This is a genomic window from Streptomyces sp. DH10 (assembly GCF_029813805.1).
GTDB lineage: Bacteria > Actinomycetota > Actinomycetes > Streptomycetales > Streptomycetaceae > Streptomyces > Streptomyces coeruleofuscus.
In genome coordinates this window covers 589,707-603,107 of record NZ_JARVKU010000002.1, presented here as the reverse complement: position 1 = coordinate 603,107, position 13,401 = coordinate 589,707, and the positions used below count along the sequence as shown (strand labels likewise).

General features: G+C 70.2%; 10 protein-coding genes and 1 tRNA gene. 5 read left to right on the top strand and 6 right to left on the bottom strand.

What is annotated here, in order from left to right; all coding sequences use genetic code 11:
- Positions 1–54: 54 nt before the first annotated feature.
- Positions 55–1,272 carry an acetyl-CoA C-acetyltransferase gene (locus tag QC385_RS06395; protein WP_279540273.1) on the top strand — a complete coding sequence of 406 codons (1,218 nt, stop codon included), beginning with the start codon at positions 55–57 and terminating at the stop codon, positions 1,270–1,272.
- A gap of 273 nt (positions 1,273–1,545) precedes the next feature.
- A complete protein-coding gene (locus QC385_RS06390) occupies positions 1,546–2,328 on the top strand; it encodes a hypothetical protein (protein WP_279540272.1) in 783 nt (260 codons plus the stop codon).
- A gap of 68 nt (positions 2,329–2,396) precedes the next feature.
- On the opposite strand, the gene QC385_RS06385 is transcribed toward QC385_RS06390, so the two are convergent.
- Positions 2,397–2,702, bottom strand: a complete 306-nt coding sequence (locus tag QC385_RS06385; RefSeq protein ID WP_167537356.1) for a hypothetical protein — start codon at positions 2,700–2,702, stop codon at positions 2,397–2,399.
- Between the two features lie 101 nt (positions 2,703–2,803).
- Here QC385_RS06385 and QC385_RS06380 point away from each other — a divergent pair, with 101 nt between their 5' ends.
- On the top strand, positions 2,804–3,034 hold the full coding sequence (locus QC385_RS06380) for a DUF4287 domain-containing protein (protein WP_059424410.1): 231 nt from the start codon (positions 2,804–2,806) through the stop codon (positions 3,032–3,034).
- Between the two features lie 92 nt (positions 3,035–3,126).
- On the opposite strand, the gene QC385_RS06375 is transcribed toward QC385_RS06380, so the two are convergent.
- The 3 genes from QC385_RS06375 to QC385_RS06365 form a co-directional block, all read right to left on the bottom strand.
- Positions 3,127–4,035, bottom strand: a complete 909-nt coding sequence (locus tag QC385_RS06375) for a Bax inhibitor-1/YccA family protein (protein ID WP_279540271.1) — start codon at positions 4,033–4,035, stop codon at positions 3,127–3,129.
- A gap of 226 nt (positions 4,036–4,261) precedes the next feature.
- Complete coding sequence (locus QC385_RS06370) at positions 4,262–5,437, bottom strand: 4-hydroxybenzoate 3-monooxygenase (RefSeq protein WP_279540270.1); 1,176 nt, start codon at positions 5,435–5,437, stop codon at positions 4,262–4,264.
- Positions 5,438–5,571: 134 nt separating this feature from the next.
- Positions 5,572–5,655: transfer RNA gene (locus QC385_RS06365), tRNA-Leu, on the bottom strand.
- Between the two features lie 440 nt (positions 5,656–6,095).
- On the opposite strand from QC385_RS06365, the gene QC385_RS06360 reads away from it, so the two are divergent.
- Together QC385_RS06360 and QC385_RS06355 are read left to right on the top strand one after the other, a co-directional pair.
- On the top strand, positions 6,096–6,866 hold the full coding sequence (locus tag QC385_RS06360) for an ABC transporter ATP-binding protein (protein WP_279540269.1): 771 nt from the start codon (positions 6,096–6,098) through the stop codon (positions 6,864–6,866).
- 38 nt (positions 6,867–6,904) lie between these two features.
- Entirely contained in the window at positions 6,905–9,433 is a 2,529-nt protein-coding gene (locus tag QC385_RS06355; protein WP_279540268.1) for an ABC transporter permease, read from the top strand.
- Positions 9,434–10,235: 802 nt separating this feature from the next.
- Here QC385_RS06355 and QC385_RS06350 read toward each other — a convergent pair.
- Complete coding sequence (locus QC385_RS06350) at positions 10,236–11,528, bottom strand: class I SAM-dependent methyltransferase (RefSeq protein ID WP_279540267.1); 1,293 nt, start codon at positions 11,526–11,528, stop codon at positions 10,236–10,238.
- A gap of 235 nt (positions 11,529–11,763) precedes the next feature.
- Positions 11,764–13,176, bottom strand: coding sequence for an NAD(P)/FAD-dependent oxidoreductase (locus QC385_RS06345; protein ID WP_279540266.1), 1,413 nt, complete (start codon positions 13,174–13,176; stop codon positions 11,764–11,766).
- Between the last annotated feature and the right edge of the window lie 225 nt (positions 13,177–13,401).

Sequence of the window (13,401 nt, the reverse complement as noted above, 5' to 3'; positions counted from 1 at the left end):
GGGTAACTTCCCAGACAGCCCAGCCAGACCACCCGGTACGTCAATGGAGCCGTGATGCCCGAAGCCGTGATCGTCTCAGCCGCCCGCTCCCCCATCGGCCGCGCCGTCAAGGGCTCCCTCAAGGACCTCCGCCCGGACGACCTCACCGCCACGATCGTCCAGGCCGCCCTGGCCAAGGTCCCCGAGCTGGACCCGAAGGACATCGACGACCTGATGCTCGGCTGCGGCCTGCCCGGCGGCGAGCAGGGCCACAACCTCGGCCGCATCGTCGCCGTGCAGATGGGGATGGACCACCTGCCGGGCTGCACCGTCACCCGGTACTGTTCCTCCTCCCTCCAGACCTCCCGCATGGCCCTGCACGCCATCAAGGCCGGCGAGGGCGACGTCTTCATCTCGGCCGGCGTCGAGATGGTCTCCCGGTACGCCAACGGCAGCTCGGACATGCCCGGCACCCACAACCCGCTCTTCGCCGAGGCCGAGGCCCGCACCGCCGCGACCGCCCAGTCCGAGGGCTCCACCTGGCACGACCCGCGCGAGGACGGCCTGCTGCCCGACCCGTACATCGCGATGGGCCAGACCGCCGAGAACCTGGCCCGCGCCAAGGGCGTCACCCGCCAGGACATGGACGAGTTCGGCGTCCGCTCGCAGAACCTCGCCGAAGAGGCCCTCAAGAACGGCTTCTGGGAGCGCGAGATCACCCCGGTGACCCTCCCCGACGGCACGGTCGTCTCCAAGGACGACGGCCCCCGCGCCGGGGTCACGCTGGAGGGCGTCCAGGGCCTCAAGCCGGTCTTCCGCCCCGACGGCATGGTCACGGCCGCCAACTGCTGCCCGCTGAACGACGGCGCCGCCGCGCTCGTGATCATGTCCGACACCAAGGCCCGCGAGCTGGGCCTCACCCCGCTCGCCCGCATCGTGTCGACCGGCGTCTCCGGCCTCTCGCCCGAGATCATGGGCCTCGGTCCGGTCGAGGCGAGCAACCAGGCCCTGAAGCGGGCCGGACTGTCCATCGGCGACATCGACCTGGTCGAGATCAACGAGGCGTTCGCCGCCCAGGTGATCCCCTCCTACCGCGACCTGGGCATCCCGCTGGAGAAGCTGAACGTCAACGGCGGCGCCATCGCCGTCGGCCACCCCTTCGGCATGACCGGCGCCCGCATCACCACCACGCTCATCAACTCCCTCCAGTTCCACGACAAGCAGTTCGGCCTGGAGACGATGTGCGTCGGCGGCGGCCAGGGCATGGCCATGGTCATCGAGCGCCTCAGCTGAGCACCGCACCGTAGCCGTCATAGCACGTGCTGTGAGGCCCCGTCCCAGAACCCCGGAAACCCCGGGGTTCTGGGCTGTTTTGTGATCCAATCTCCCCCAGGATGTGACCTATCTCCCTCTACGCGGAGAGAAGGCCAGGTCACAGCAGCCCCACCCACGCCCCCGGCACCGAAGCCCTGTCCGTTTCGTGACATTACGCACTGACAGCTGGTTAGTCCGCCCTTCAAGCTGATGTAGGAAGTCGGGGGTCGACTTTGAACCGGGAGTACGTCAGTGAGCGCCATGCCGATCGCGTTGCTGGTCACCACGGCCGCCACAGGCGCCGTGGGTGTCGCCGTCCTGCGCACCGTGCTGCAGTTGCGCCGACAGGTCGCGGCCCTGCACAAGGCGCTGGCCGAGAACCGCGCCGCCACCACTCGTGCACTGCTGCCCGCCGCCCGCACGCATGCCGACACCGACGAGATACGGGCCGCCGTGGCGGCGGCGCTCGCGGAGGAACGCGAGCGTGAGCTCGCCGAGGCGCGGGCGTTCTGGGCCGCCCAGGAGGCCCGTGACGCCTCCGACGCGCCGCCCCTGCTGGGTCTGCCCGACACTGACCTGTTCCTGCCCCGGCAGGCCGATTTCGCGGGTCTGGAGCCGGTGTCCGAACCCGGCGCGGACACCGAGGAGCCGGCCGCCGAGTCCCCGGAGCTGGCCGCGGCCCGCCGCCGTCACCCCTCCCACCCTGACTTCGTGCCGACGCAGTCGCCGGTGGCGAACGACCACGAGCGCACGGTCGCGACGCTGGAGGAGCTGGCCGCCTCGCGCGTGGAACTGACGGACGTCCGCCCCGGCCCCCTGGGCACCCTCGACGTCTACGTCTTCGCCGACGGCACGACCCTGTGCATGACCCCGGGTCACCGGGAGACGGCGGAGCACCTCGCCGCGGCCCTGCGCGCGGGCCAAACCCCGGTCCTCCTGGGCGGCTCCGGCATCTCTGGCGCGTACACCCTGACGTTCGAGTGCGGCGAGGAGAACGTGTACATCCTGGCCGACAGGGTCATCGCGTCCCTTTAGGGAAGCGCCCCGAAGGGGCGCGGGGAACTGCGCGACCAGCCACGAACTACCGGCACCCGCGAACGGCGCTAAACCCCCGCCCGCTTCTGCGCCTCCTCGACCAACCGCACCGCGTCATCGACATCGGCACCACTGGGAATCACCACCGCCAGATCATGCGCGGCAACGGTGATCTGATCTGCCGCTGCAAACATCCCCGCATCCGGCATCTCCCGAGGCTCCAGACCCTCGAGCACCTGCGCCCTCCGGGCCAACTCCCGGGCCAGCCCGAGAGCCTCGGCGGCAGCGCCCCGCTGCAACCGGCTCTGGGGCGCGGCCCTCAAACGATCGGCGAAGTGATCCACCGCACGGGTCAGAGGCGTCGTATCAACCACGCCGCGAGCGTACGCGTCGCACCGGGACTGTTGCCAACGGGCGAACACTCAGGCACGGTGACCTGAAGGACCGGCTTACATCCCAGCGTCCGGAGGCGCCGATGTCCCAAGTCTTCTCCGAAGAGACCCATCGCAACATGCTCGCCCGCATCCCCCACTGCACCGGTCGTGAGATCTCCGACTGGCTTCGCACCGTCGAAGAAGGCCCGGCACTCTTCCGTTTCGAGGAAAAGGTCAGCTGGCTCCGGCACGAACACAACCTCGCGTACGGCCACGCCAAGGCGATCATCCACGAGTACGACCTGAGGAGGGCCGCGCGCAAACTGCTCTAGGCGCGGACACGTCTCGACGACGGAGGCCCGCCCGGCAGACGCCGAAGGGCCCCGGCCGGAGCCGGGGCCCTTCGCGCACGACGCGTCAAAGACTAGTCGTTGCTGTTGAGGATCGAGATGAGCCTCAGGAACTCCAGGTAGATCCACACCAGCGTCAGCGTGAGGCCGAAGGCCGCGAGCCACGCCTCCTCACGCGGGGCGCCGTAGGCGACGCCGTCCTCGACCTGCTTGAAGTCCAGGGCGAGGAAGCAGGCGCCGAGGATGATGCCGATGACGCCGAAGACGACACCGAGGGCACCGCTGCGGAAGCCGAGGCCGTCACCGCCGCCGAACACCGCGAACAGCAGGTTCACCATCATCAGCATGATGAAGCCGAGCGCGGCCGCCATCACGAAGCCGTAGAAGCGGCGGTTGACGCGGATCCAGCCGGCCTTGTAGGCGATCAGCACACCGGCGAAGACCGCCATGGTGCCGATCACGGCCTGCATGGCCGCGCCGTCGGCGATGCGGCTGTCGACGATGTTGGACACGACGCCGAGGAAGACACCCTCGAACGCGGCGTACGTCAGGATCAGCGCGGGCGAGGCCTTGCGCTTGAAGGACTGGACGAACGCCAGGACCATGCCGATCAGCGCGGCGCCGATACCGATGCCGTAGCTACGGCTGATGTTGGCGTCGTCGACCGGCAGCAGGGCCCAGGAGAGCGCCGCGGTGAGGATGAGCACACCGAGCGTGCTCGCCGTGCGCAGGACGACGTCGTCGATGGTCATCCGGCCGGTGGTGGCCGGGGCCTGCGGCGGCGCGCCGTGCTGCACGTCCTGCTGGGCGTAAGGGTTCTGCGCGTACGGGTTCTGCGCGTAGGGGTTGCCCGTCGGCTGCGCGTACGGGTTGCCCTGGGTGGCGACAGCGGGACCCCCGGCCTGCGGCGCGGTGTTGAAGCCCGCGTAGCCGTTGTCGCGGCTGAACCCCCGTCGCGAGAAGACCGGGTTTCTGCTCCTCATTTCACTCCTCCATGGCCAACACTGCGTGGCCTTGGCTCAAGAGTAATAGGTAGGCAAAGGAATGACCCTAGTGCTTGGGGAGGATCTTTCCCTCGTCGTGCTGCGCAACACGCTACGCGGCTTCGTGATTCCCCTCATCGGAGGGGGTCATTCATCACCAAGCTGCGACACGTCCGGAACCGGACGGAGATCACCCGCTGACGCCGTCCTTACGCCACCCGGGCCATCACCCGAGCGGGAAGCCCGTGTACCCCTCGGCCAGGTCGGTCTCGGCGGCACGGGAGGAGGCGATGCGGTCCAGCCGGGCGAGCTGGAGCCGGTCCTCGAAGCCGGTCGCGCCGGGGGCCCGGTGCAGGAGTGTCGTCATGTCGTAGGAGAACCGCTCGGCCTGCCAGATCCGGCGCAGGCAGGTCTCCGAGTAGGCGTCCAGCAGTTCCGGTGAGCCGGTCTGCTGCCGGTGGGCCAGGGCCCGGGCGAACGTCACGACGTCGCCGGCGGCGAGGTTCAGCCCCTTGGCGCCGGTGGGCGGCACGATGTGGGCCGCGTCGCCGGCGAGGAAGAGGCGGCCGTGGCGCATCGGCTCGTGGACGTAGGAGCGCATGGGCGTGACCGACTTCTGGGTGATCGGGCCGCGCTCCAGGCGCCAGTCGTCGGCGGTCTCGAAGCGGCGCTCCAGCTCGTCCCAGATCGCCTCGTCGCTCCACGCCTCGGCGTCGGTGCCGTCGGGTACCTGGAGGTACAGGCGGGAGACCGACGGAGAGCGCATGGAGAGCAGGGCGAAGCCGCGGTCGTGGCGGGCGTAGACGAGCTCGTCGTGCGAGGGCGGCACGTCGGCGAGGATGCCGAGCCAGCCGAAGGGGTACGTCCGTTCGAAGACCTGGACCAGTTCGGGCGGGACCGCCTTGCGGGCCACACCCCAGAAGCCGTCGCAGCCGACGACGTACTCGCACTCCAGGACGTCCTCACGGCCCTCGTGCCGGAAGCGGACGCGCGGGGCGTCCGTGCCGGCGTCCTCCACGGCCAGCGCCTCCGCCTCGAACAGCAGCGGGCCGCCCTCGGCGAGCTGGAGGGCGATGAGGTCCTTGCAGACCTCGGTCTGGGCGTAGACCATCACGGAGCGTCCGCCGGTGAGGGCGGGGAAGTCGACGCGGTGGCGCCTGCGGTCGAAGCGCAGTTCGATGCCGTCGTGGCGCAGCCCCTCGCGGTCCATCCGCGCCCCGGCGCCGGCCGCGCGCAGCACGTCCGCGGTGCCCTGCTCCAGGATGCCGGCGCGCTGCCGCCGCTCGACATAGGCGCGGTCGCGGCTCTCCAGGACGACCGAGTCGATGCCGGCGTTGTGGAGCAGCCGGGCGAGGAGGAGGCCGGCGGGCCCGGCTCCGATGATGCCGACGGTGGTGCGCATCGGACGCCCTCTTCTCATCCGTTCGTGTGGTGAAGTTTTTTTCACCATTGTTGGATGTGAGTCTCTGACGGCATGCGACCGCTGTCAACGGGTACGCCGCGAACTTCTCAATGGACCACACAGGGATCGGAAGGTGCCCGGAGCCGGACTTGAACCGGCACGCCCGCGAAGGGGCAGCGAGGTTTAAGCTCGCCGTGTCTGCATTCCACCATCCGGGCAGGCCATGGGCTCCGCATCGAGGTTCCGAGACTATCGGGACGGGTCCCCCGAACAGCGGAAGGGCGGACCGATGTTGTCTTATTTTAATGACGTCTGAGGGTGCATCAGCACATGGAACGCGCCATCCGCACTTGCCAGTAGCCTTGCGGGCGGCTGTCGGCGGCGCATGCGGAATGACGGAATTTCACCGTCTGAACAAGGGCACTCCACCTGTTCTTGACACGGTCCCGCTCGGTTTCCCGGCGTGTTGAGCGGATCCTCCCCCGACACCCGTTCCCCTCAGGGGCGTTCGTCATCCCCAGGTATGACGCCGCCCCTCGCGGTCAGACCCCAGTCGGCCCCCGGAACCGGAACAACGGCTGACTACACGGCGGCGTGGGACCCGGACGATGGAACGAGTCCGTCCCAGAACACCGCCGTCCGACAGGAGTGCCATCCCGTGACCACCGCACCGCTCACCGACCGGGCCACCGCCGTGGCCGCTCGCGCCACGGATCTGTCGAAGATCTACGGACAGGGTGAGACCCAGGTGGTCGCCCTCGACCGGGTGTCCGTCGACTTCCGGCAGGCCGAGTTCACCGCGATCATGGGTCCCTCCGGCTCCGGCAAGTCGACGCTGATGCACTGTGTGGCCGGTCTCGACACCTTCTCCTCCGGGTCGGTGCGCATCGGCGACACCGAGCTCGGCTCCCTGAAGGACAAGCAGCTGACCAAGCTGCGCCGGGACAAGATCGGCTTCATCTTCCAGGCGTTCAACCTGCTGCCGACCTTGACGGCCCTGGAGAACATCACCCTCCCGATGGACATCGCGGGCCGCAAGCCGGACAAGCAGTGGCTTGACTCCGTCATCCGGATGGTGGGTCTGGCGGACCGGCTCAGCCACCGCCCCGCACAGTTGTCGGGCGGTCAGCAGCAGCGCGTCGCCGTGGCGCGGGCGCTGGCCTCCCGGCCCGAGATCATCTTCGGTGACGAGCCCACTGGAAACCTCGACTCGCGCTCCGGCGCCGAGGTGCTGGGCTTCCTGCGCAACTCCGTTCGGGAGCTGGGCCAGACGGTGGTGATGGTGACTCACGACCCGGTGGCCGCGGCCTACGCGGACCGGGTGATCTTCCTCGCCGACGGGCGGATCGTCGACGAGATGTACCGGCCGACGGCCGAGTCGGTCCTGGACCGCATGAAGGCGTTCGACGCCAAGGGCCGCACCAGCTGATCCCCCGTCAGGACCGACAGGACTGAGAAGAAGAACCCATGTTCCGTACCGCCTTGCGCAACGTGCTCGCGCACAAGGCCCGGCTCCTGATGACCGTCCTCGCCGTGATGCTCGGCGTGGCCTTCGTGTCGGGGACCCTGGTCTTCACCAACACCATCTCGGACGCCTTCCAGAAGAGTTCCGCCAAGGGCTTCGACCAGGTCGACGTCGCCATGACGGCGGACTACCAGGACGCCGAGGGCGACCGGGTCGGCAAGCTCCACGACCTGACCCAGGCCACGCTCGACAAGAGTGAGCGCGTCCCCGGCGCCGCGTCCGCCATCGGAGTCGTGCAGGGCTTCACCGCCATCGCCGACAAGGACGGCAAGCTGATCGGCGAGGGCTTCCAGTCGCAGGGCGGCAACTACTGGGGCACCAAGGACCCCCGCTACCCCCTGGTCAGCGGCCACGCCCCCAAGGGCCGGGGCGAGGTCCTCGTCGACTCCGAGACGGCGAAGCGCGCCGGATACAAGGTCGGCGACACCGTACGCATGTCGGTCGACGGGCCGGTCCTGACCCCGAAGATCACCGGCATCTTCACCACCGACGACGGCAACGTCGCGGCCGGCGGCAGCCTCACCCTGTTCGACACGGCGACCGCCCAGAAGCTGTTCGGCAAGGCGGGCGTCTACGACCAGATCGACGTCAAGGCGAAGCCGGGCGTCACACAGGCCGCGCTGAAGGCGGAGCTGGACAAGGCGCTGCCCGAGGGCACCGTCGCGACCACCACGGGCAAGCAACTCGCCGACGACCAGGCGGAGACGATCGCCCGGTCGATGAGCGGCATGCAGACGGCCCTGCTGGTCTTCGCCGGTATCGCCCTGTTCGTCGGCACGTTCATCATCGCCAACACCTTCACCATGCTGGTCGCCCAGCGCACCAAGGAGCTGGCGCTGATGCGGGCGGTCGGCGCCTCGCGGCGGCAGGTGACGCGGTCGGTGCTCATCGAGGCGTTCGTGGTCGGCGCGGTCGCCGCCGTCGCCGGGCTGGTCGCGGGCATCGGCATCGGGGCCGGACTGCGCTCCCTGATGGGGACGTTCGACGCGACCGTGCCGGACGGGCCGCTGATCATCAAGCCCGCCACGATCCTCACCGCGCTCGCGGTCGGCATCCTGGTGACCATGCTGGCGGCGTGGCTGCCGGGCCGCCGGGCCGCGAAGATCCCGCCGGTGGCGGCCATGAACAGCGTGCACGCCAAGGCCACGACCAAGTCGCTGGTGCTGCGCAACACGCTGGGCGCCCTGGTCTCGGCCGCGGGCATCGCGGTCATCCTGGTGGCCACCACGATGGACGGCTCGGACGGCCAGGTGCCCATGGGCTTCGGCGCGGTGCTGCTGATCATCGGCGTGTTCATCCTGACCCCGCTGCTGTCCCGCCCGCTGATCGCCGCCGCGGCGCCCGTGCTGCGCGCCTTCGGCATCTCCGGCAAGCTGGCCCGGCAGAACTCGGTGCGCAACCCTCGCCGCACGGCCGCCACCGCCTCGGCGCTGATGATCGGCCTGACCCTGATCACCGGTATGACGGTGATGGCGGGCAGCCTCCAGCAGGCCATCGAGAAGATGGCGTCGTCGTCGATCAAGGCGGACTACGTGGTGTCCATGGCGAACGGCAACCCGCTGTCGCCGGACGTCGAGAAGAAGCTGGAGCGGACCGACGGCGTCACCGCCACCAGCCCGATGCTCAACGCCGTCTCCCGGATCGACGGCCGGACCGAGTACCTGACCGGCGTCAACGGCGCGGCGATCGGCGAGCTGGCCGGCCCGAAGGTCGACACCGGTTCCTTCAAGGTCGGCGGCACCCGGATCGTCGTGGACAGCGAGACCGCCAAGTCCTACGGCTGGAAGGCCGGGTCCGCCTTCACGGTCTCCTTCGAGGACGGCAAGAAGCAGAAGCTGACGGTCGCCGGGACCTACGAGAGCAACGACTTCCTGAGCGGCATCCTGCTCGACCAGGCGACCCTCGCCCCGCACGAGTCGGACCCGTACAACATGAAGGTCATGGTGAAGACCTCCGGCGGCACGTCCGGCGCGACGCAGGACAAGCTGGAGAAGGCCCTCGGCACCAACCCGGCGATCAAGGTCCAGGACAAGCAGGCCATCTCCAACGAGATCGCGCAGATGTTCACACTGATGCTGAACATGGTCTACGGCCTGCTCGCCATGGCGGTGATCGTGGCGGTCCTCGGGGTCATCAACACCCTGGCGATGTCGGTCTTCGAACGCTCCCAGGAGATCGGCATGCTCCGGGCGATCGGCCTGGACCGCAAGGGCATCAAGCGCATGGTCCGCCTGGAGTCCCTGGTGATCTCCCTGTTCGGCGGGGTGCTGGGCATCGGCCTGGGCGTGTTCTTCGGCTGGGCGGCCGGTGAGCTGCTGGCCACGAGGATGGCAACCTACGAACTCGTCCTGCCCTGGGCGCGGATGGGCATCTTCCTGCTGCTGGCCGCGACGGTGGGCGTCCTCGCCGCGCTGTGGCCGGCCCGGCGTGCGGCCCGGCTGAACATGCTGGAGGCGATCAAGGCGGAGTAGGCCGAGACGCGGAAGGGCCCCTTTCCCACGGCGGGAAAAGGGGCCCTTCGGCGTCTCGGCTCCGCGTGCAGGCGGAACCCTGAAGCACCTGGCGGCGCGTGTCGGGGGCGGGTTCGGGGGCCGGGGCCGGAGCCGCGGGGCCGGGGCCGGAGCCGCGGGGCCGGGGCCGGAGCCGCGGGGCCGGGGCCGGAGCCGCGGGGCCGGGGCCGGAGCACCCGGCGACGCGTGTCCGGTGCAGGCCCGGGGGCCGGGGCACCTGGCGACGCGTGTCGGGTCCGGGTCCGGGGGGACCCGCGGGGTCTGCGTTCGGGGGCCGGGTGCGGGTGCAGGGCCGGGGCCGCGGGTTCGGGGGCCGGGGCACCTGGCGACGCGTGTCGGGTCCGGGGGGACCCGCGGGGTCTGCGTTCGGGGGCCGGGTGCGGGTGCAGGGCCGGGCCCCGGGTTCGGGGGCCAGGGCACCTGGCGACGCGTGTCGGGTGCGGGTCCGGGGGGACCCGCGGGGTCTGCGTTCGGGGGCGGGTGCGGGGCCGGGGCCGGGGGTCGCCCGGGCCAGGTCCGGGTTCAGGGGGCCGGGTCCGGGACCGGGTCCGCTGAGGCCAGGGCCGGGTCCGCCGGGGCCAAGGGCCGTCGCGCGGTCCGGAAGGGGGCTCGGGAGGGCGCGTCGCCCGTTCGGTGCCCAGCCTCGTGGGCCCGCGGACCCCACGCCCGGGTACGGGCCACGAGTGCGGTCCCGGTCCTCTTCCCGGCCATCACACCAAAAGGGCCCCGGCCCCCGCCGACGGGAACCGGGGCCCTTCCGTGCTCAGTTCCAGGTACGGGCGCGCAGCGGCATGCCCGACTCTCCCGATTCGGGGGTCCGAACGGCCAGGACCTGGTTGACGCCGATGCGGTTGTGCTCGAAGGCGAGCGCGGAGGCGGCCATGTACAGACGCCAGACGCGGGCGCGGCCGGGGCTGGTCAGCTGGACGGCACGCTGCCAGTCGGCCTCCAGGCGGGCGACCCACCGGCGCAGGGTGAGGGCGTAGTGCTCGCGGATCGACTCGACGTCGCGCACCTCGAACCCGGCGCGCTCCAACTGGGCGACGGTGACGCCGATGGGCTGGAGCTCGCCGTCGGGGAAGACGTAGGAGTCGATGAACGCGTCGGCGTCGTACGCCGTCTCGTCCCGCTGCGGGCGGCGGGCGATCTGGTGGTTGAGGAGCCGCCCGCCGGGCTTCAGCAGCCCGTGCAGGTCGGTGGCGTAGTCCAGGTACCGTTCGGCGCCGACGTGTTCGGCCATGCCGATGGAGGAGATCGCGTCGTAGGGCCCGTCGCGGACGTCGCGGTAGTCCTGGACGCGGATCTCGACCTTGTCGGTGAGGCCCTCGTCGGCGACGCGCTTGCGGGCGTACGCGGCCTGCTCCTGGGAGAGCGTGATGCCGACGACGCTCACGCCGTGCTCCCGGGCGGCGTGGACGGCCATCGAGCCCCAGCCGCAGCCGACGTCGAGCAGCCGCCGCCCGGGGCGCAGGCCGAGCTTGCGGCAGACCAGTTCCAGCTTGTCGTGCTGGGCCTGTTCGAGGGTGCTGTCGGGGCTGGGCCAGTAGGCGCAGGAGTACACCATGGACGGGCCGAGGACGATCTCGTAGAAGTCGTTGCCGACGTCGTAGTGGTGGCTGATGGCGCGTCTGTCGGTGCGCTTGGTGTGCAGGTTGCGGCGCGGCCGACGGGCCTCCTCGCGGGGCGGGGCGGGCGGCAGCGGGGTCCCGGCGAGCTTGACGAGCCCGCGTACGGCGGCGCGGACCTCGGGCTCGCGCAGGGCCTGGGCGAGAGTGCGGGCGTCCTCGTCGCGCTCCCAGATGTGACCGGCCAGCAGGTCGAGGGTGGTGTAGAGGTCGCCGTCGATGTCGAGATCACCCGCCACCCAGGCCCGGGCCAGACCGAGTTCGCCCGGCTTCCACAGCAGGCGGCGCAGTGCGCGGCGGTTGCGTACGACCAGGATCGGCGCGCCCGGCGGGCCCGCCTGCGAACCGTCCCAGGCGCGGATGCGCACCGGTAGCGGTGCTCCCAGCAACTGTGCGAAGAGGCCCTGGAGCCGCGGCGCGGCGTCTGCCATGGTGTACACCTCCGTGACGGGGAATCCCGGAATGTCCGACACCACGTAAGCACCTGCGGGGCCTCGGCGCAGTCCCCGGCACGCGTCACGTCCGGGCAAACCACTACCCCGAGCGAATGCCGCGAGAACGCCGAAGGACCTCCCGCACCACGGATGGCGGGAGGTCCTTCGGCGGAGTCCGGCAGTGGAGGTCCTGCGTGCAGGTCCCTCCGTCAGGACGGGAGGGGGCCGGAGGTCAGGACGCCTTGGCCTTCTCCTCGGTCTTCTCCTTGGCCTTCGCCTCGGTCTTCTCCTTCGGCGCGGAGGCGACCGGGGCCGGCTTGGCGGCCTCGTAGAACTCCTCGCGCGGCGTCTCGATCGCGCCGAGCGAGACGACCTCGCGCTTGAGGAACATGCCGAGCGTCCAGTCGGCGAAGACGCGGATCTTGCGGTTCCAGGTCGGCATGGCCATGCCGTGGTAGCCACGGTGCATGTACCAGGCGAGACGGCCCTTGAGCTTGATCTTCATCTTGCCCATGACGATCATCGCGACGCCCTTGTGGAGGCCGAGACCGGCCACCGCTCCCTTGTTGGCGTGGGAGTAGTCCTGCTGCGGGAAGCCCCGCATGCCGGACAGGACGTTGTCGCCGAGGACCCGGGCCTGACGCAGCGCGTGCTGCGCGTTCGGCGGGCACCAGGCGTTCTCGTTGCCCGCCTTGCGGCCGACGAGGTCCGGGACCTGGGCGTTGTCGCCCGCGGCCCAGATGTAGTCGGTGCCCTTGACCTGGAGTGTGGTCTCGCAGTCGACGTGGCCGCGGGGGCCGAGGGGCAGGCCGTAGCGGGAGAGGACCGGGTTGGGCTTGACGCCGGCGGTCCAGACGATGGTGCTGGAGTCGACCTCGAGGCCGTTCTTCAGCACCACGTGGCCGTCTACGCAGGAGTCCATGGAGGTGGACAGGTAGACCTCGACGCCGCGGCCCTCGAGGTGCTCCTTACCGTACTTGCCGAGCTTGGGGCCGACCTCGGGGAGGATCTTGTCGGCGGCGTCGACCAGGATGAAGCGCATGTCCTCGCGGGACACGTTCTTGTAGTACTTGGCCGCGTCGCGGGCCATGTCCTCGACCTCGCCGATGGTCTCCGCACCGGCGAAACCGCCGCCCACGAAGACGAAGGTGAGCGCCTTGCGGCGGATCTCCTCGTCGTTGGTGGAGTCGGCCTTGTCGAGCTGCTCGAGGACGTGGTTGCGCAGGCCGATGGCCTCCTCGATGCCCTTCATGCCGATGCCCTGCTCGGCGAGGCCGGGGATCGGGAAGGTGCGGGAGACCGCGCCGAGCGCGACGACCAGGTAGTCGAAGGGCAGCTCGTACGCCTCGCCGACCAGCGGCGCGATCGTGGCGACCTTGCGGTCCTGGTCGATGGTGGTGACCCGGCCGGTGAGGACCTCCGCCTTCGGCAGCACGCGTCGCAGCGGGACGACGACGTGGCGCGGGGAGATGTTGCCGGCGGCGGCTTCGGGGAGGAAGGGCTGGTAGGTCATGTACGACCGGGGGTCGACGACCGTGACGGTCGCCTCGCCGTAGCGCATCTTCTTGAGAATGCGCCGAGCTGCGTACAGGCCTACGTACCCACCGCCTACTACGAGGATCCTGGGACGCTCCGTGGTGCTCATGCCATCGAGTATCCACCCGCCTCAGGGGGGTAGCTCGTGCGCCCCTTCACAAGCTCTTCCGGGGGGTGTGTTATCCTCCGCGACTCCCGTGATCCATGTCATGGTGACAACCGGGTCCCTTTGTGCACTGCGGACCGTTGTCAATGCCGCGTGAGCTGCCTCTCTGGCCCGCCGACTCCCCTGTGAGTGCCCCGTCGGGCCTTCCGCCGGCGCCCTCTCCGGACA